Annotated in this window: 15 protein-coding genes; 11 read left to right on the top strand and 4 right to left on the bottom strand. The window is 61.7% G+C overall.

Features of this window, described 5'->3' with window-relative positions:
- Positions 1-248 precede the first annotated feature (248 nt).
- The 3 genes from radC (at position 249) to J2T60_RS09150 (ending at position 3,089) form a co-directional block, all read left to right on the top strand.
- A complete protein-coding gene (radC, locus tag J2T60_RS09160) occupies positions 249-923 on the top strand; it encodes a RadC family protein (RefSeq protein ID WP_253448766.1) in 675 nt (224 codons plus the stop codon).
- A gap of 167 nt (positions 924-1,090) precedes the next feature.
- Complete coding sequence (locus tag J2T60_RS09155; protein ID WP_253448763.1) at positions 1,091-1,588, top strand: REP-associated tyrosine transposase; 498 nt, start codon at positions 1,091-1,093, stop codon at positions 1,586-1,588.
- Positions 1,589-1,682: 94 nt separating this feature from the next.
- The gene (locus tag J2T60_RS09150) at positions 1,683-3,089 is read left to right on the top strand and encodes a YfcC family protein (RefSeq protein ID WP_253448760.1); all 1,407 of its coding nucleotides are present in this window, start codon (positions 1,683-1,685) and stop codon (positions 3,087-3,089) included.
- A 138-nt stretch (positions 3,090-3,227) separates the two neighbouring features.
- On the opposite strand, the gene J2T60_RS09145 is transcribed toward J2T60_RS09150, so the two are convergent.
- Complete coding sequence (locus tag J2T60_RS09145) at positions 3,228-4,547, bottom strand: MFS transporter (RefSeq protein WP_253448757.1); 1,320 nt, start codon at positions 4,545-4,547, stop codon at positions 3,228-3,230.
- A gap of 260 nt (positions 4,548-4,807) precedes the next feature.
- On the opposite strand from J2T60_RS09145, the gene J2T60_RS09140 reads away from it, so the two are divergent.
- From J2T60_RS09140 to J2T60_RS09125, 4 genes are all read left to right on the top strand, one after another.
- Positions 4,808-5,023, top strand: coding sequence for a hypothetical protein (locus J2T60_RS09140; RefSeq protein WP_253448740.1), 216 nt, complete (start codon positions 4,808-4,810; stop codon positions 5,021-5,023).
- An 86-nt stretch (positions 5,024-5,109) separates the two neighbouring features.
- Entirely contained in the window at positions 5,110-8,070 is a 2,961-nt protein-coding gene (locus J2T60_RS09135; RefSeq protein ID WP_253448738.1) for an ATP-binding protein, read from the top strand.
- Positions 8,057-8,875, top strand: a complete 819-nt coding sequence (locus tag J2T60_RS09130; RefSeq protein ID WP_253448736.1) for an SAM-dependent methyltransferase — start codon at positions 8,057-8,059, stop codon at positions 8,873-8,875. The genes J2T60_RS09135 and J2T60_RS09130 overlap by 14 nt, the downstream gene beginning before the upstream one ends.
- A gap of 84 nt (positions 8,876-8,959) precedes the next feature.
- Positions 8,960-10,756 carry a GGDEF domain-containing protein gene (locus J2T60_RS09125; RefSeq protein ID WP_253448734.1) on the top strand — a complete coding sequence of 599 codons (1,797 nt, stop codon included), beginning with the start codon at positions 8,960-8,962 and terminating at the stop codon, positions 10,754-10,756.
- Here the strand turns inward: J2T60_RS09125 and J2T60_RS09120 are convergent.
- Positions 10,750-10,962: a SlyX family protein gene (locus J2T60_RS09120; protein WP_253448733.1), complete on the bottom strand. Its 213-nt coding sequence runs from the start codon at positions 10,960-10,962 to the stop codon at positions 10,750-10,752. The genes J2T60_RS09125 and J2T60_RS09120 overlap by 7 nt on opposite strands.
- 88 nt (positions 10,963-11,050) lie before the next feature.
- Between J2T60_RS09120 and murB the strand changes: the two genes are divergently transcribed.
- Both murB and J2T60_RS09110 read left to right on the top strand, forming a co-directional pair.
- Positions 11,051-12,109 carry a UDP-N-acetylmuramate dehydrogenase gene (gene murB / locus J2T60_RS09115; RefSeq protein WP_253448731.1) on the top strand — a complete coding sequence of 353 codons (1,059 nt, stop codon included), beginning with the start codon at positions 11,051-11,053 and terminating at the stop codon, positions 12,107-12,109.
- Between the two features lie 88 nt (positions 12,110-12,197).
- A complete protein-coding gene (locus J2T60_RS09110; RefSeq protein ID WP_253448728.1) occupies positions 12,198-12,647 on the top strand; it encodes a DUF3617 domain-containing protein in 450 nt (149 codons plus the stop codon).
- 698 nt (positions 12,648-13,345) lie between these two features.
- Here J2T60_RS09110 and J2T60_RS09105 read toward each other — a convergent pair.
- Positions 13,346-14,908, bottom strand: coding sequence for a protein adenylyltransferase SelO (locus J2T60_RS09105; protein WP_253448726.1), 1,563 nt, complete (start codon positions 14,906-14,908; stop codon positions 13,346-13,348).
- A gap of 109 nt (positions 14,909-15,017) precedes the next feature.
- Between J2T60_RS09105 and J2T60_RS09100 the strand changes: the two genes are divergently transcribed.
- Entirely contained in the window at positions 15,018-17,048 is a 2,031-nt protein-coding gene (locus tag J2T60_RS09100; protein WP_253448724.1) for an alpha/beta fold hydrolase, read from the top strand.
- Positions 17,049-17,210: 162 nt separating this feature from the next.
- Here J2T60_RS09100 and J2T60_RS09095 read toward each other — a convergent pair whose 3' ends face one another.
- Positions 17,211-18,428: a lytic murein transglycosylase gene (locus tag J2T60_RS09095; protein WP_253448722.1), complete on the bottom strand. Its 1,218-nt coding sequence runs from the start codon at positions 18,426-18,428 to the stop codon at positions 17,211-17,213.
- A 76-nt stretch (positions 18,429-18,504) separates the two neighbouring features.
- On the opposite strand from J2T60_RS09095, the gene J2T60_RS09090 reads away from it, so the two are divergent.
- Positions 18,505-18,648 (top strand): hypothetical protein, encoded by a 144-nt coding sequence (locus tag J2T60_RS09090; protein WP_253448720.1) that lies wholly within the window; start codon positions 18,505-18,507, stop codon positions 18,646-18,648.
- Positions 18,649-18,653 lie beyond the last annotated feature (5 nt).

Raw genomic sequence — 18,653 nt, 5'->3', positions numbered from 1 at the left:
GCATCAAACCATTAGGGGTATTGGGCCGTAGGAGCGGATTTATCCGCGATTCCTATCCGCCGCGAATGAACCCGCTACCACCCAATCGCGAATTCATTCGCGATCAAAACCAAACAATGACGCAGAGCATGCCCCCTTCCCCGGCATTCCCTGTCGGAATATTTTGACAATCACTGTCCTGCCATTGCCTTGATGTTCTCCCCCGGATAAAACACCCAAAAAACACCATAAGAGAGGGGGGAAACACCATGGCCATCACCGCCTGGCCCGTGGCAGAACGACCCAGGGAGAAACTACTGGCCCGCGGCCCCGAGGCCCTGTCCGATGCCGAACTGCTGGCCATCTTTCTGCGAACGGGCGTGCCGGGCATGACCGCCGTGGACCTGGCCCGGGATCTGCTGGCCCAGTTCGGCAGCCTGCGGGCCCTGCTCAATGCCTCAAAGCAGGATTTTTGCCGGGGCCGGGGCATGGGCGAGGCCAAGTATGCGCAGCTGCAGGCCGTGGTGGAAATGGCCCGGCGGCATCTCAATGAAGAATTGGAACGCGGCGAGGTACTGTCCGACCCGGGCCGGGTGCGACGTTTTCTCACCGCCCGCCTGCGGGATTTGCCCCATGAGGTCTTTGCCTGCATCTTCCTGGATAACCGCCACCGGGTGATTCGTTTTGAAGAACTGTTTCGCGGCACCATCGACGGCGCCGCTGTCCCGCCCCGGGAAGTGGTCAAGGCCGCACTCGCCCATAATGCCGCCGCCGTGATCCTCGCCCACAATCACCCCTCCGGCGTAGCCGAGCCTTCCCGTTCCGACCGCCATATCACCGATCGCCTGAAGGAGGCCCTGGGCCTGGTGGATATCCGGGTGCTCGACCATTTCGTTGTCGGCGATGGGGCGGTGGTGTCCTTTGCCGAGCGGGGGTGGGTGTAGTGGGCCAGTCGCGGATAAATCCGCTCCTACGGGCTGGGGGTATCGCGCATAACCGTAGGAGCGGATTCATCCGCGACCCCAGGCCCGCACCAACACCGTAGGAGCGAATTCATTCGCGATCCGATCCACAGGAAAGACTTCAAGGACGAAAAAACCAGGAGGGAACCATGCAAAGGGCATTCGGAGGCGCCCGACTCCTGCGCAAGGGCCGCTGCTCCTTGGCGGGACAGGTCTATATGATCACCGCCTGCATCTGGCAGCGGGCCCCGATACTCGACACCCTCGCTACCGCCCGCCTGATCGTGAATGAATTCCGGCTTGTCCAGGAGGAACGCAAGGCCCGCACCATCACCTACGTCATCATGCCGGATCATTTTCATTGGCTGATTCGCCTGGGTCAGGTTGACGACCTGTCCGGTGTGGTCAAGCAGGTCAAGGCTCGTTCCGGCTACCGTATCAACAAGCACCTCGGTCGCCGGGGGCGCTTATGGCAGCCCGGCTTCCATGACTGGGCCATTCGTGAAGAACCGGACCTTCGGGCGGTGGCCCGTTACATCGTCGCTAATCCTTTGCGGGCTGGCTTGGTGGAGGATATTGGGCAATGGCCATATTGGGATGCGGTATGGGTGGAAGGCGGGGACGAGGATAGACCTTTGGAGCCATGATAGAAGTCTCGTTGATCGCGAATGAATTCGCTCCTACGGCGTTCTTTTGAATCTTCCGCTACAATGCCCCGCATTCGAATCTCGGGAGTGTGTCATGGGTTTTCGTCTGCGAGTGCCGCATACATTGACGCTGTTGTCGGTGATGATCTTCATTGCGCTGGTGCTGACCTGGGTGGTGCCCCAGGGGAATTTCGAGCGCGAGACGCGGGTCACCGAGGAAGGCCAGGAGCTGGAGGTGGTGGTGCCCGGCACCTTCGAGCTGGCCGCCGAACGGGAGGTGCTCACTCCCTGGGATATGTTCGTGGCCGTTCCCCGGGCCATGGCCGCAGCCCAGGACATTATCTTCTTCGTGCTCATCATCGGCGGGGTACTGGCGGTGGTGCGGGCCACGGGCACGGTGGATGCTCTGATCGGACGAATGCTGGAGCGCTTCGGGGACAAGCCCGGCACGCTCATCTTCATGGTGATCTTCTGCTTTGCCCTGGCCTCGGGGAGTATCGGCACCGCCGGGGAGTACATACCCTTTGTCCTCATTCTGGTGGCCCTGTGCCGGGCCATGCGACTGGATGCCATGACCGCGGTGGCGGTGACCATCTGCGGTTACGGGATCGGCTACGGGGTGGCGGTGTTCAATCCCTTTACCGTGGTGATCGCCCAGAGCATTGCCGAGGTGCCCATCTATTCGGCGGCCTGGTTCCGGGCAGCGATATTGATTCCCTTTGTCTTGATCGGTGTGCATCACGTCTATCGCTATGCCATGCAGGTCCAGGCCGACCCCAATCGTTCCCTGGTCAAGGGCCTGGAAGTGCCGGAACAGGGTGAGCCTCCGGCCGAATACCCACAGCTGAATCTGCGCCATCGCCTGATCCTGCTGCTCTTCCTGGCCACCATCGGCCTGACCGTCTGGGGCATTGCCAGCCAGGGCTGGTGGTTGTCGGAGATGGGGGCAGCCTTCTTGGTCTTCGGCGTCGCTTCAGCCATTGTCGGCCGACTCGGCGCCGACGATGCCGCCGCCCGCTTCATTCAGGGGGCCATGGAGCTGGTGACCACCGCCCTGCTGGTGGGCTTTGCCCGCTGTATCGCCTTGATCATGGAGGATGGCCAGATCCTGGATTCCATCGTCCATGGTCTGTCCCAGCCGCTTAGCCATCTCTGGCCCCAGTTCTCGGCGGTGGGCATGCTCATCATCCAGAGTATTTTGAACCTCTTTATTCCCTCCGGCTCCGGCCAGGCCTTTGTGACCATGCCCTTGATGGCGCCGGTGGGGGATCTGGTGGGTGTGAGCCGACAGGTGGCGGTGCTGGCCTATCAGTTCGGTGATGGCTTCGCCAATATGATCGTGCCCACCAATGCGGTGCTGATGGGGATTCTGGGGATTGCCGGGGTGTCCTACGGGGCCTGGTTCAAGTTCGCCTTTTCCCTTTTCCTCAAGCTGCTGGCCGCCGCCGCCGTGGTCCTGATCCTGGCGGTCACCTTCGGCCCGGTCCTGCCGGGGTTCTGACGTGGATCGCGGATGAATCCGCTCCTACGGGTGAGGTATCTCCGTAGGAGCGAATTCATTCGCGATAGGGCGTGCGGCGGATTCTCTGGGTTCTCTGCGTTTAATAGTCCCAGCTCTAATCCAGCCACGGGTTTGCTATCAGGCCTGTCTGGCGGCCTCGCGGCGCATGCTGCGGGACATGTGGACGAAGCCCAGCGCCCCGAGGGTGACCAGGATGAGGGGTAGGATCAGGACCCAGCGGCTGTAGTCGGGGGCGAAGTGGACCGCCAGTTGATACAGGCCCACCCCCAGCAGCGGGGCGATCAGGCCCCGGATGCCGGTCAGGCTCACGTGCACCCCCATGTACTGGGAGGCCTTGGAGACCGGGGCGAAGTCGTGGTGGCCCACGTTCCAGCCCAGGATCCCGCCGGCCATGGCCGCGCCATACAGGGCCGAGCCGATCCACATCAGCGGCATCCAGGCGGTGATGGCGGCCAGGGCCAGTACGGTGAAGGCGATCACAAAGCCCCAGCTTTGCCGGGCCCGGTAATGGACCACATGCCGCGAATCCAGCATGCGGGCCCAGAGCGGGACGCAGAAGGGCATCACCAGCAGGGGGATGGAGCCGGTCACCATCATCTGCTGGAACTGGGAATACTGCAGCTGCTCGGCCAGGATCACGATCAGCGGGGCCTTGAGCATGAGGTTGCCGCTGCCGAAGACCATCATCAGCCCCATGTAATGCCGGAAGCGGCCGTCCTCCTTGAGAATTCCCAGGGAGGAGAAGGGATTCATCATCTTCTCCCGGGCGGCCAGTTCATCCCGCAGCAGCTTGCGATGGCGCCGTACCCGCAGCCGGCCGTAATTGAGTGCGCCCACCATGCCGATCAGGGCCAGGCCCGGCAGGATGTAGCGAAAGGCATTCTCGTTCTGGTCCATGGCCAGGCCCAGCACAATGCCCACGCTGCCCATGATCAGGGAGGCGAAGGTCACCAGCCGGCCGGTCATATAGGCCAGCAGTTCCCGGGGGTAGTTGGCCCGCCAGACCGTGGAGCGGATGGTGGTCACCCCGGACCAGCAGACCCGGGCGGCGATCACCCCCATGGTCATCATCACCAGCCCCATGGCATTAATGGGGGAGGCGGCGATGACCAGCAGGCAGAGCACACAGGCGGCCTGGACCAGCAGCAGGAAGCGGATCTTGTCCTTGCCCTGGCTGCCCCAGGCCCACAGGAAGCTGAAGATATTGGCCAGCTGGGGCGCGCCGGTCACCAGGGCCACCGCCACGCTCAGCCAGAAACCCGAGACCTCCCCGGCAAAGGCGTTCTGCACGATCACCCCGGCCACGCCCCCTTCCACCGCGCCCAGGGCAAAGGCCAGCAGTGCCCAGGAGCGGATTTCCCGGGGGTAGTGGGCGCGGGCGATGAAGGGCAGGCGACGGCGGCCGTAGATCTGCTTGAGCTGCTTGCTGGCGAACAAGGTCAAATCCTGATTAGCTTGGGCGACACGACGCGCGCACCCATCCTGTGACCGAGGCAGGTGGCGGTGTCCGGACGGGAGGATGACGGCCACATTTTACAGCAATCGGTGGCCGATTTCCTCGCCGCCAATCAAGAGAAAATTGCGGTGAGTTCTACCCTAAGCGACAGTGGGGCTGCTAAAACGCCGCATCTGGACTATGATGGCCGCTGATAGACTTTTACGTTATCGAGCAAGCAGTAATAAAAAGGAGAGATGGCATGTCAGGATTGAATGAATTGCTGCGGGATCTGGGCAGTGATGCGAAACTCGAGAAGGCTTACCAGGAAGACCCGGAATCGGTGATGGAGCGCTATCGTCTCACTGAAGAAGAACGTCAAGCCTTGCGGGACCAGGATATTGAAAAGATCAAGTCACTATCCGGTAGCACGACGGCCTCACTGAGCAATACTACCGTCAGTTCCTATGACGAATAGCTGATTCCTTCCCCATCCGCTGACTTGCGTTGTCGGACTCTGGCTGCTGTAGTGAGGGATCCTCGGATTATTGAGAGCGTGCATGGATGATACGCCTAATACTGGTGGCAGTACTGCTGCTTTTCTTGATGCCTTATTCTTCTCCGCTGAATGCGGAGGAGAATGAGACCTTGGATCAGGCTCTTGAGGAACTGGATGCCTTGACCCATGCGGTGCCCTGGCAGGAAGCCCAGGTGCTGATTGATGAGTTTCGTCATACCTACCCGTCATTATCTCCCCAGCAACAGTCCTATCTGGACGGCATGGAGGCCCGTGTTCGGGCCTTGGCCGGCCAGGTGGATGAAGGGTTGGTTCTGCTGAAGCGGGCTCTTGAACGGGAACTGGATCCAGCGACGACTGTGTTTCTTCATAGCCGGTCGGTGCAGCTGAATATTATGCGTGGCGATTATGTGAACGCCTTTCGCGAGCTGTTGGCCGGACAGGCCTTGTTGGCCGAGGTAGAGGATGCTTTTATCCGGTCCCATTTTATGGGCGGGGCCACCTTTCTATATCGAAACCTGGACCAGTATGGACGGGCGCTGGAATTTTCCGAGCAGGCGGTAGAGGCGGCTCGGCAAAGCGGCGATGGTCAGCGCATCTGTGATGCGCTGATGGAGCGAACGGGCGCTCGGGAGAGGTCTTATCCCCCTGCCATGTTGGAGGCCGATGCCCGAGAAGCCCTGTCGGTTTGCCAGCAGGCCGGCTCTCCGGTGTTCGCGGCGGTAGCGCGGCAGATGATTGGCAAATATCTCTTTCAGCAGGGGCGGCTGGATGAGGCCATTGGGACGCTTCGCCAGGCTCTGGCTGAGGTGGAAGCCACCGGTTTTGCCGACGGCATCCTGGAAACACGCTTGGTTTTGGCCCGCGTCTTGGTGGCAAGTGACATGGCCGATGAGGCGGAACTATTGCTGCTGGATATCTTGCCACGGCTGGCTGTCCAGCGCCGCTGGCATAATCAGCAAGAGGTCAGCGAATTGCTGTCCGGGCTGTCCGAGTCCCGGGGACGTTATCGCCAGGCTTTGGGCTGGCAGCAGGCCGCCGATGCCGCCCTGGACCGGCGCAAGGAACAGGAGCTCGCTATCCAGGCCGCCTACCACCAGGCCCAGTTTGAACGACTGAACCAGGAGCAGACCCTGGCCTTGTTGGAAGAAGAGGGGCGCCGGGATGCCCTGCTGCGTGATCGGGCCCTGGTGGGTAGCGGTTTCCTGTTGCTGGTAGCGGGGCTGATCTACAACCGTTACCGGCTCAAGCGCCGCACGCAGCGCGCGGTGGAGCGGCGTAACCGGGAGCTGGAAACCCTGGGGCAGTTGATTCGCCGGATTAACCAGCAACATTCCCTGCAGGAGGTCCTGTCGCCCTTGTTGCGCTGGTCCCTGGATACCATGGTAACGGTGGATTATGGCGAAATGCTGGTGCGGGATTGGCGGCACCGGCGTTTCCGAGTGTTGGTTAACGCCGGCAGCGTGGCCCGGCCCATCGTAGCGACCCCGGCGCCGGATCATGCCTTGCTGGAGCAGCTTGAGGCATCCGAATTCCTGGCCGAGGGCTTATATTACTGCGAGGGTTTCACCCAGGAAGGCTCCCCTTCCGGGTCGGACCCCTGGCCGTCGAGCCTGCCGCTGGTGGCTCTGACCATCCCGGGGGAGGATGAGATCGATGGGGTGATGCTGTTCGCCTGTGAAGGGGGGCGAGGTCCCCGACTGTCTCCGGCCGACGTGGAGCGATTGAGCCGGATACGTCGCCATGTGGCCTCGGCGCTCAGCCGCTCCCAGCAGGCCGAAGATCTGAACAGTGAACGACATCGAGCCGAGCAGGCCATGGGGCAGCTTCGGGCCACCGCCACGGCCTTGGAAAGGGGCGCGGAACAGGCCGAGCGGGCCAATCAGGAAAAAGCGGCGTTTCTTTCCCGCATCTCCCATGAATTGCGCACGCCGCTCCATGCCATCATCGGCTATAGCCAGAAACTGGGGCGGGGACTGGCCCGGGAACCGTCCCAGGATGGCCTTGCTGCCGTGGACCATATTCGATCCTCAGGGGAACACCTGCTCTCCTTGCTGGAGGGTTTGATGGAACTTTCCACGGTGGAGGGCGGGGGGCGCTCGGGAGAGACCGAATCCATCGTACTCAAGGAATTTATCGAGGACACCGCCGCCATTGTCCGGCCCCAGCTTGAGGACAATGGTAATCGCCTGCATGTGTCCTGTGATCCGCAGCTGGATGAAATGGAAAGTGATCCGGTCAAGTTGCGCCAGATCCTGTTCAATCTCCTGTCCAATGCCGGCAAGTTCACCCGTGGCGGTCATGTGGAGTTGCTTGTTCAGCCGGGCAATCGGCGAGCAGATGCGGTGGAAACCATTCAGTTTCAGGTGCGGGATACCGGTATCGGCATTTCCGAATCCGAGCAGGAACGGATCTTTGATGCCTTTCACCGGGGGGATGATCAGCATCAGGGCCATTACGCCGGCACCGGTCTGGGTCTGTCGGTAACCCGGGGTCTCTGCCAGGCCTTGGGCGGGGAAATCTCGGTGAGCAGCCAGCCGGGGCAGGGCAGTCATTTTGTGGTGACCCTGCCCCGAAGCCCCGAGCTCGCGGCCGCCGAGTGTGATTCGAATCAGGGGCTGGCAGCATCGGCGGCGGGCCCCCGGTTGTTGGTGGTGGAGGATAATCGGATCAACCGGGAGCTCATGCTGGAATATTTGGGTATGGAGGGCTTTGATCTGTTGGCGGCGGAGGATGGCCAGGTGGGGTTGGACATGGCCCGGGCACATTGTCCGGATCTGATCCTCATGGACCTCAATCTGCCGCGGCTGTCGGGTATCGAGGCGGTTCGCATGATTCGGGCGGATCGCTCCATTCGGCATATCCCCATCATTGCCGTGTCGGCGGATGCCTCGCGGGCCACCCGGGAGGCGGCCATGAATGCCGGCTGCGATGCTTATGAAGTCAAGCCGGTGGACTTTCCGGCTCTGGTGTCACGAATCAGGAGTGCCCTTGATGAAAGCGGGTGAGCTGGTGGTGGTGGGCAGTGGTATACAGCTGGGCCGTGATCTCAGTGAGCGGACCCTCTCCGAGATCGAGGCCGCCGATGTGGTCTTTTGCCTCACTGATGCCTATATGCTGGACTGGCTCTGCCAGCATCGGCCCGACACGCGGCCTCTGAACGATTACTACGGCGAGAACAAGGATCGTCGTGACACCTATCGGGAGATGCAGGCCGCCATCATGGCCCCGGTGTATCAGGGGTATCGGGTCTGTGCCGTGTTTTATGGCCACCCGGGGGTGTTTGCCGATGCGCCCCACCGGGCTATCCGGGAGGCTCGGGCGGCGGGTCACCGGGCCCGCATGCTGCCGGGGATTTCCGCCGAGGCCTGCCTCTACGCCGATTTGGGCCTGGACCCGGGCAACCATGGGGTTCAGTCACTGGAAGCCACCCATTTTCTGGTCTATGAACATGTGATCAATCCTGCGGCATTGCTGATCCTCTGGCAGGTGGCCTTGGCCGGGGATCTGGACTGCCGACGTTTTCATGCCGATCCGCGCGGCTTGTCTTTGCTGATTGAAAAGCTTGAACGCTGGTATCCGCCGGACACCCCCGTGCTGCTCTATGAAGCCGCCCAGCTGCCGCTGGAGGCCTGCCGGGCGGAGCGTATGACGCTGGCGGCCTTGCCCCAGGCCCGCTACCAGGAATACACCACCCTGGTGATTCCGCCGATCCATGCCCCGGCAAAAGACCCGGCCGTTCGTCGGGCGCTGGCCGGTGAGGAGGATCGGCAAAGCCTCAAGTGTGAGGCCGGGACGGCCCGGGTCTCCTGATTGCCACCGGTGGTCGGGTGATCAATGGACAATAACTGCCCAGGCTGCTAAGCCTGAAAGACTCCATGGATCAGGAATCGGTTTATGCAGGCAGAAAGCAACGCACAGGGATGGCGGAAGATCGCCGTCCAGTCCTGGCAGGTAATGACTTTGGGCCTCTTGCTGTCCGTGGTCTCCTTTCCAAGCCTTGCCGCCGAATCGCTGGAGGCGGAACTGACATCCCTGGAAGCGCAAAGCGTGACCGGAGACTGGCAGGCCACCGAGGAACGCCTGGATGCCCTGGCCCCGCAATTGGCGGAGGCGGATCCGGCCTTGCAGGTTCGGGCGGGGCTGATTCGCGCTCGTAACGCCGCCATCGGCGGGAATGAAGACCGTGGTCTGGCAATGCTGGAAGAGCTGCTTGAGCAGGCTCCCACGGACGCCCTTCGTCTTGATGTGCATTCCCTGACGGCCAACCTGGCCATGAATATTGGCCGCTATGCCAAGGCATTTGAGCACCTCGGACATGGTCTGGACTTGCTGGATGTGGTGGATGACCCCGCCCCGCGCGCCCGAATCTATGGTCATGCGGCCATGATCTATACCCGCATGGGGGAATATGAGCAGGCCACCCGCTTTGGTGACCAGGCGGTGGCCATGGCCCGAGAGACCGGCAACCGGCGAGAACTCTGCGTGGAGCTGGAACGATTGAGCAATGCCGAGACCGAAACCCGAGGCTGGATCGCCCGTCATGCCACCATCAGTGATGCGGAACGGACCTGTGAAGCGGCCAATGACGAACTCTTCGGGGCCGCCATGATTCGCAAGCGGGGCCTGTTATACCGGGATCGCGGGGAGTGGGCCCAGGCATTGGTGGTGCTGGCCCAGGCTCGGGAGGCGATTGGAGAATTGGGATTCGCCCGCGGCATGATCGTTGTGGATCTGGACCGGGCTGAGATGCTGATTGAAATGGGCGAACTGGAGAAAGCCGAAGGATTGCTGGACGGCACCATCGAGACCCTGGAGGCCCGGGGGGATCTGATGGATTTGGAGCGGGCCCTGATTGCGGCGGCTGAGCTGGCCGAGGCCCGCCGGGATCATGAAAGCGCGGCCCAGTATTACCGCCGTGCCCGCGAGATCCGCATTGAATGGGAGGAGCGCGAGCGGGATCTACGTCGGACCTACCTGCGCACGGCCTTTGAAACCGAGATCCAGCGTCAGGAACTGGAATTGCTTCGGGAGCAGGCCCGGGTGGCCGACCTGGAAGCTACCACCCAGCGACAGCGTCGGTTGTTCATGGGCCTGGGGTATGCGGCCACGGCGGTGGTCAGTGTCATGCTCTTTGTCTTGTTGATGCGCTCCAGTCGCGAGCGCCGGCATTTTCGCCGCTTGTCCGAAAGAGACAGTCTCACCGGCCTGCTCAATCACAGTCATTTCTTTGCTTGTGCCCAGCAGGCGCTGGATGAAGCCCGGGCCGATGAGCAGGGATTTGTCCTGGTGCTGGCCGATATCGACCATTTCAAGCAGTTCAACGATACCCACGGCCATGCCGCCGGGGATGGCGCCCTGCGCAAAGTGGCGGCCCTGTTCCACCGGGTCTTCGGTGAAGATGCCGTGATTGGCCGGGTCGGCGGCGAGGAGTTTGCCCTGGCCCTGCCCGCTTGGAACCGGGAAGGGACGCTGGCCCGGATTCACCGTTTTCGTCGAAAACTGGAGCCGCTCAGCTATGACGGCCAACGATTGCAGATCACCCTTAGCTTCGGTCTGGTTGAGGCCGGTGAAGATCTGAGTGTGCGAGCCATGCACCGTCTGGCGGATGAGGCCCTCTATGAGGCCAAGGGGGCGGGTCGTGATCGGGTGGTGGAAGCCGATCACGAGCGACTCGACCCCGTGGATCAGTAGTGGGGCGGTGGCGGCTCGCCACCGGTTTCGCTGCCCGTGCCTGGATGGTTTCTGAGCTGTTCCACCTGCGCCAGCAGTTCCTCCTGTCGCCGACGCAGGGCCGCCAGCTCGGTCTGCTGCTGATAGAGCGTATCGTTCAATGAGAGGATATGGGCTTCCTGGTGTGCCAGCTTCTCTTCCAGTCGTGTCAATCGTTCCTCTTGCATATTGCCTCATCCCTAAACGTGTTTGAGTGGCAAAAAACGCCGCCTTGTAGCATCATCGGCCACCGAACCCCAGCAGCCAGTCACCATTATGCCGGATACCCCGGGCTTCGCCCCCGAATCGACACCACCGCCCGCACCCAGATTGATCCGGGCCGCTGATCTGGCGGCGCTGAATACCTTCGGGGTGTCGGCCCGGGCCCAGTATCTGGCGGTGGTGGATGCAGCCGGTCAGTTACCGGGCTTGTTGAACGACCCAGTCCTGGCGCGATTGCCCCGCCTGGTTCTGGGCGGAGGCAGTAATCTGCTGTTCACCGGCGATTTCCCCGGCCTGGTCGTCCGCATGGCCGAGCGCGGCATTCAACGTCGGCCACTGAATGACACCGGGGAACGACTGTGGGTGGGGGCCGGTGAGAACTGGGATGGGTTTGTGCGATGGAGCCTGGCCGAGGGTTTTGAGGGCCTGGAGAACCTGATCCTGATTCCGGGGTCGGTGGGCGCGGCCCCCATGCAGAACATCGGCGCCTACGGGGTGGAAGTGGCGGATTTCATCGACGCGGTTCGTGTCTGGGATTGCCAGCAGGCGGCCTTTCGGACACTGGCCCCGGCCGATTGTGACTTCGCCTATCGGGATTCGATCTTCAAGCGTCACCGGGACCGTTACCTGATTACCCATGTGGCCTTTCGTCTGCCTTATCAAAGGGAGCGGGTGCTGGATTATGCCGGGGTACGGGAAGCACTGGCCGACAAGGGAATTGAGCAGCCTAGCGCCAGCCAGGTGGCCGATGTCATCGAAGCCCTTCGGCGCAGCAAGTTGCCGGACCCGGCGGAGATTGGCAATGTCGGCAGTTTTTTCAAAAACCCCCAGGTCAGCCACGAGCAGGCGAACACACTCAAGGCGCGCCATCCCGAGCTGCCCGGTTTCGAGACCGGGCAGGGCGTCAAGCTGTCTGCTGCCTGGATGATCGAAGCCTGTGGTTTCAAGGGACACCAGCAGGGGAAGGCGGCCGTATCCGATCGCCATGCCCTGGTGCTGATCAACCGGGGGGGTGCCACTGGTGCCGAACTCTGGGCCCTGGCGCAGGCGATTCAGGCGGCCGTGGAGGCCCGGTTCGGCGTGATCCTGGAGCCGGAGCCCCTGGTGGTTTGAGCCCTCCCCCGTATGAGGGGGAGGCGATCTTTCCCGGAAAGCGATAGACTGCTTGTTACATTCAGTGAAAGAAGGGGAGTCGGAACCCATGTTGAAAGCCAATCAAAACGTCTGTCTGACCACACTGTTGGCCCTGGCTTTGTCGCTACCCATGGCAGCCCTGGCGGAGCAGCCCAATCTGGAGGCCGGTCTGTGGTCATTCACCAATACCACCACCATGGAAGGCGGCCCCATGGAGATCCCTGAGGAAGAGAACACTTATCAGGAGTGTGTGACCGAGGAGGATCTGGCCGATCCGGATTTTCTGCTGGAGGATATGGATAACTGTGAGGTTTCCAACCTGGATCTTTCCAGTGGTGGCATGAGTTATTCCATGGTCTGCGAAGAGCCGGAGGTGGGCATGACTGTCACCATGGATTCGGAAGCGTCCTTCATGGGCGAGACCATGAGCGGCACCATGGACGGCAAGATGGAAGGCCCCATGGGGGAAATGACCTTGCATGTGGTTACTGAAGGTGAGCGCATCGACGATTGCTGATTCTCGTTGATCACTCACTACAAAAAAGCCCGCCAAATGGCGGGCTTTTTTTATGTATTACCTTTCAGAAAACTCGCTTGAGCATGGCACTAGTGACTAGCTCCATCTTCTCTATTTCAGCACGCTGATCGAAGCCAAAGCCAGCTCACCCCTACCACTGCTTTAATTCGGGAGGCTGCGAGCGCGTCTGGACCTTGGCGAGTGGCCCTGACAGGGATGTCGCGCCCAGAGCCCCAGGGATGGGTCCATGCGTCCCTGGACAGTTCCACCCTGTACTCGAGCCGTGAAGTTTAAACAGAAATCAACACCCTCAGCTGGCTGTGGCCGGAAAAGCCCTTAGCCGCCTAATGGTACATTGCCTCAATTTGCCCAATGGAAACACTGAACAATCTTTACAGTTGCCGCGCGTTACTGCTTATTCAGGTCCGATCGTTTGAGGGCGAGTTAAGTTTAGCCAGCCGATGGGAATGGGTTTCTTTCAGGGCTTCACGGCTCGATCACATGGTGGGATGTTCCAGGGACGCTGTGAATCCATCCCTGAGACGCTCTGGGCGCGACATCCCTGTCGCGCACAGCCCTGGAACATCCCACCATGCGCTCGATCCTCCAGGCTGAAAGTCTGGACGGGGTGAGCTGGCTCTGGCTTCGTTTGGATTGCCTCGGTAGATAGTTCTGGATGCCTCGGCAGACGTGGGTGATCAGGAACTGCAGGAAAGCATGGAGCAGCCGGCCTTGTGGCGGGCCCATTCGGGGCGGCGTTGGGCATAGGCCTCCATGCCTGGCTGGGCCTCATAGGGCCGTCGCAGAACCTGCATCAACTCCTCCAGTGGGCCACTGTCGCCGTCTTCGGCCGCATCGATGGCCTGCTGGGCCAGATAGTTGCGAAAGACATAGCAGGGATTGACCGTGTTCATGCGCTGGATGCGCTTTTCAGACGGCTCCTCCTGGCTGCGAATCCGTTCCGCGTAACGGTCCAGCCAGGCGGTCAGTTCCCCCTGGTGGGCTTCCCAGAGATCTTGCCGGTAGGCGGCTTCGGCCACTACATCGTTCGTCGGCGATTGACTATCCAGCTCGGCCAGCTTGCGGAAGAACAGCGTCATATCCAGCTCCATCTTCTCCAGCAGGGTGAATAGATCCTGCAGCAGGGGGATGTCACTGTCTTCATCCAGTTGGGCCAGGCCCAGCTTTTGTGCGCTCATCTCGCGAAAGCGCCGGGCGTAATGGGATTCGTAGAGATCCAGCCCCGCCTGGATGGCGTCCTGGTCGTTGATCAGGGGTGACAGGGCCCGGGCCAGGCATTGCAGGTTCCAGCGACCGATATCCGGCTGCCGGCCGTAGCAGTAGCGCCGTCCCTGGGCATCGGTGGTGTTGGGGGTCCAGGCCGGGTCGAAATCCTCCAGCCAGCCATAGGGCCCGTAATCAATGGTCAGCCCGGTGATGGACATATTGTCCGAGTTCATCACCCCATGGACGAAACCCACCCGCATCCAGTGGGCGATCAGTTCCGCGGTGCGTTCGCAGACCGTGTGGAACAGCTGGATGTAGCGATCCTCGGCCTCGGGGTCCAACTCGGGGAAATCCCGCTGGATGGTGAAGTCGGTGAGCCGCTTGAGCAAGTCGATCTCGCCCCGGGCATAGAGCATTTCGAAGTGCCCGAAGCGGGTGAAGGTGGGGGCGACCCGGCAGACCACCGCACCGGGCTCGTCTTCCAGGTGACCGTCATAGAACATGTCCCGGACCACCGACTCCCCGGTCAGGCAAAGGGTGAGCGCCCGGGTGGTGGGAATCCCCAGATGATGCATGGCCTCGCTGCAGACATATTCCCGCAAGGAAGAGCGCAGCACCGCGCGGCCGTCGGCCATGCGGGAATAGGGGGTGGGCCCGGCGCCTTTCAGTTGCAGCTCCCAGCGCTGGCTGGCCTGGTTGACGGCTTCGCCCAGGCCGATGGCCCGGCCATCCCCCAGTTGCCCCGCCCAGTGACCGAACTGATGCCCACCATAGCAACTGGCATAGGCCTCCATGCCGGGCAACAGGCGGTTGCCTGCCATCGCCTCGACGAAGGCGGGGTCTTTGATGTCCTCAGCCGACAGGCCCAGTTCTTCGGCCATCTCCGGGGAATGGCTGAGTAGCTTGGGCGCGGCCACGGGGGTGGGATCGACCCGGGAGTAGAGCACGCCGTTGACGGTTCGGGGGTGGGAATGCTCGGGGGTTTCACCGGGCAGTTCGCGAAGGAATCGATTGTCGAAGTTCAGTGTATGCATGGGGCCAGTATGCCTGCTCCGTCAAACGGCTGCCCCGTATGCGGGCTTTGCCTCGCGCGGGGACTGCGCTATGGTCGATGCTTTCCGCTTATAAGAAAAGGGTGTCTTCATGGGGATTCGAGTCGGTGTCAGCCTGGCGGTTCCAGTGCTGCTGTTGTTCATGCTGGCCTTGCCGGGTCAGGTCCTGGCGCAGGCAGAGGGTGATTGGGAATGGCTGCGTAGTGAGCAGGTAGACGCGCTGGCCTGTCCCTTCAAGGGCGATATCGACTATGAGCATGGGGAGGTCGAATGCGGTCTGATCGAGGTGCCCGAGAACCGCACGGTGCCGGACAGCCGCAGTATTGAACTGCATTTCGTCCGGATCCGTTCCACGGCGGAGGACGAGGAGGAAATCCGTGATGATCCGGTGATTTATCTCACCGGTGGGCCCGGGGTGCAGGTACCGCTCTATGTCCGCAACCTCAAGGATCATTCCATTCTCGAGCGCCGCGATCTTTATATCCTTGAGCATCGCGGCATTGGTCAATCCGGTGATTTTTGTCCCTTCTTCAGCAGCCGCAATCCGGAGCTGTCAGCTCAGGACAATTTCCGGGATGCCTCCCGGGTGATGGCCGAGCGGGTTACCGCCTGCTTTGAGAAGGCCCGTGCCCGGGGGGTGGATCTGACTGCCTACAACACTATCGAAAATGCCCGGGATGTGCGGGCCTTGCGGATGGCGCTGGGCTACGAGGACTGGAATGTCTGGGGAATTTCCTACGGCTCCATCATGGGCCAGGCTCTGCTGGAACAGGACCCTGATGGCATCCGGGCCATGGTGCTGGATGCCATTGTGCCTTTGGATCTCACCGATCTGATGCGTATCGGCGGCTGGTATCAGCGTGATCTGGACAAGCTGTTCGAGGCCTGTGACGAGCAGGATGCCTGTGCCCGGGCCTATGACGGGCTGGCGTCCCGTTACATCGATGCCATCCAGGCCCTGGATGAGTCACCGGTTCAGGTGACCGTCCCGGAGAGTGATATCCATCCCGATGGCGAGGCCTGGCTGTTTCAGAACACCCTGGTGGGCATGCCCTTCAGCCTGCTTTATGAACAGTCCAACCATCCTATTCTGCCGGCATTGCTGGATCGCCTGAGCCGGGCGGCGGAGGATCGGGACAAGGACTTCTTCACCGCCCTGGCGGTGGCCGATACCAGTGGCGGCGTTCAATCCAGCATGGGGATGGGATCGGCGGTGCGCTGCCTGGATGGATTCATGGAAGAGCAGGCGCGATTGCTGCCCGAGGAACTGAGCCGCAATCCTGTGCTGACACCGGCCTTCGGTCATCCCGATGCCCAGCGGGAAATGGCCGAGCGCTGCGAGGAGCTGGGGCTGGGTCGACTGGACCCGAGTCTTTACCAGCAGCCCCAGAGTGACCTGCCCATTGTGGTGGCCAATGGGGCCTGGGATCCCATTACCCCGCCGCCCTTGGCACGTTACATCCTGGATGGCCTGAGCAATGCCCGTTATGTGGAGTTTCCCCATGCCGGACATGGACCCACCCGCTCGGTGGATTGCGCCGGGGATTTCATGAACGACTTTTTTGATGATCCCGATGCGCCGCTGGATGAGGACTGTGTGGAGTCGGGCGAATCGGAAGCCGAATACTTGGCCCGGGTCTATGAGACCGATGCGGTGATTCGCGGCCTATTGATGAGCGAGACCGAGCCCGAGGCTCTGCCCGGGCAGGCGGCCTGGGCAGGCAGTTCCCTGGTTCTGGCTGGCGGTGGTTTTCTGACCCTGGGCATCGGCTGGCTGGCCGGCCGGGTCAACCGGGCCCCCCGGCCCAAGGGCGGCGGCGGACGCATTCTGATCTTCGCTTCCACCGTGTTGATTCTGGGATGGTTACTGGGTATGGGCCTGGCGGCCTGGCGCAGCAGCGAGTTGAGCGAAGCGCTGTTGTTGTTGGGCTTTCTACCCTGGGCCGGCTGGTTCGCCTGGCTGGCGCCGCTGGCCCTGATCGTGGCCGTGGCGGGGCTGGTGCAAATGTTCCGCACCCGCCTGCGCTTCACCCTGGCCGGTATGATCGGCCTGTCCGCCGTGGCCCTGGGTGTGATCTCCCTGGCCCTGTTCGGCCTGGCCTGGGACCTGTGGCCTTTTTGATGCCGGTTTAGACATTGGTGTTTTAACACGGAGCACACGGAGGACCACGGAGACCACGGAGATCACGGAGGGTGTTAATACAATTCACCTTCTCCGTGTTTCTCCGTGGCCCTCCGTGATCTCCGTGTTCCAATACCCGTGAGAACGCTGAGCAATGCTTGCTCAGCTACTCTCCCCAACATCAAAAGCCTCAAGCACATCCGGATGGGGGAAGCCGTCGGGGACCTTGTCGGCATCGCGTTGGAAGTCGCGGATGGCCCGGCGGGTGGCCGGGCCCAGGATGCCGTCGACAGGGCCGGGATCGTGGCCGGCCGACTGGAGGCCTTCCTGCAGAGTCTTGACCTGCTCACGATCCAGACGCGGGGTATCGGTGGGGGGCGGGTTGTGCAGACCAGCACTGCCGGCGATACGGTTGGCCAGATGACCCACCGCCAGGGCGTAATACTCCGAACGGTTCCAGCGCATGATCACATCGAAATTGTCATAGACCAGAAAGGCCGGGCCCCGATGGCCGGCGGGCAGCAGCAGACGGGCTTCGATATCCACCGCGGGCAGGCGGTCGCCATTGGTCATGCGAACCCCCATGCGCCGCCATTCTTCCAGTGACAGGCGGTCATCGCCGCCGGCCAGGCTGAAATCGAAATCATCCGGCAGGACCACTTCCCGGCCCCAGCGATAGCCGTGTTCCCAGCCGATTCCATGCAGAAAATTGGCCGCCGAGGCCATGGCATCGGGTACGCTGCCCCACAGGTCCCGTTGGCCGCTGCCATCGTAATCCACGGCATACTGCAAAAAGATCGAGGGCATGAACTGGACATGGCCCATGGCGCCGGCCCAGGACCCTTCCATCTCTTCCGCTCCCATGGCTTCATTGTCCAGGATGCGCAGGGCCGCGATGAGTTCGGTGGTGAAATAGGCGCTGCGTCGCTGGTCGCAGGCCAGAGTGGCGAGGGAGTCAATCACCCGCATATTGCCGAAGAAGCTGCCGTAGTTGGTTTCCAGGCCCCAGAAGGCCACCAGGTACTGGGGCGGTACACCATATTGCTCGGCAATTTCCTCCAGCAGAGGTCGGTGTTCCGCCAGCAGGCGCCGGCCCTGCTCCACGCGGTCGTCCGTTACCCGCCGGTTCAGGTATTCGTGAAAGGGTGTGGTGAATTCCGGCTGGCGCCGGTCCAGTTCGATTACCCGCTCCTGCCAGCGTGCCGTGCGCAGATTCTCGCTGAGTATGTTCTGGGACACTCCCTCGCTCCGGGCCTGGCTTTCAATGCCCGCCAGGCAGGCCTGGAATTCCTCGGTCTCCATGGCATGCAGTGGGCCGCTCAGGGGAAGCAGTGTCAGTAGACCGGTGAGGGCCAATTGGGTCAGGGTGTTTCGGGGCACTTTGTTCGTCCTTGTTCAAGCAGGCAATCGGGGCTTGCATTAGGATAACGATTAATCCTCATACGGGGGAGACAATTTGCATGTCGAGGCGGTTCCGGTTGTGGGCCGTTTGCCGGAAACCCTGCTCCACCAGTCCAGACTCATGGATCAGTCACTGGCACTCAGGGACGACATGCTGGCTGAATGGCTGCCCCGTATGGTTTATTGTCCGGAGGTATGATCTCG

Origin of the sequence: Natronospira proteinivora (assembly GCF_024170465.1) — a bacterium.
GTDB lineage: Bacteria > Pseudomonadota > Gammaproteobacteria > Natronospirales > Natronospiraceae > Natronospira > Natronospira proteinivora.
Note: the sequence above shows the minus strand (reverse complement) of the source record. Positions and strands in the feature narration are given on the sequence as shown.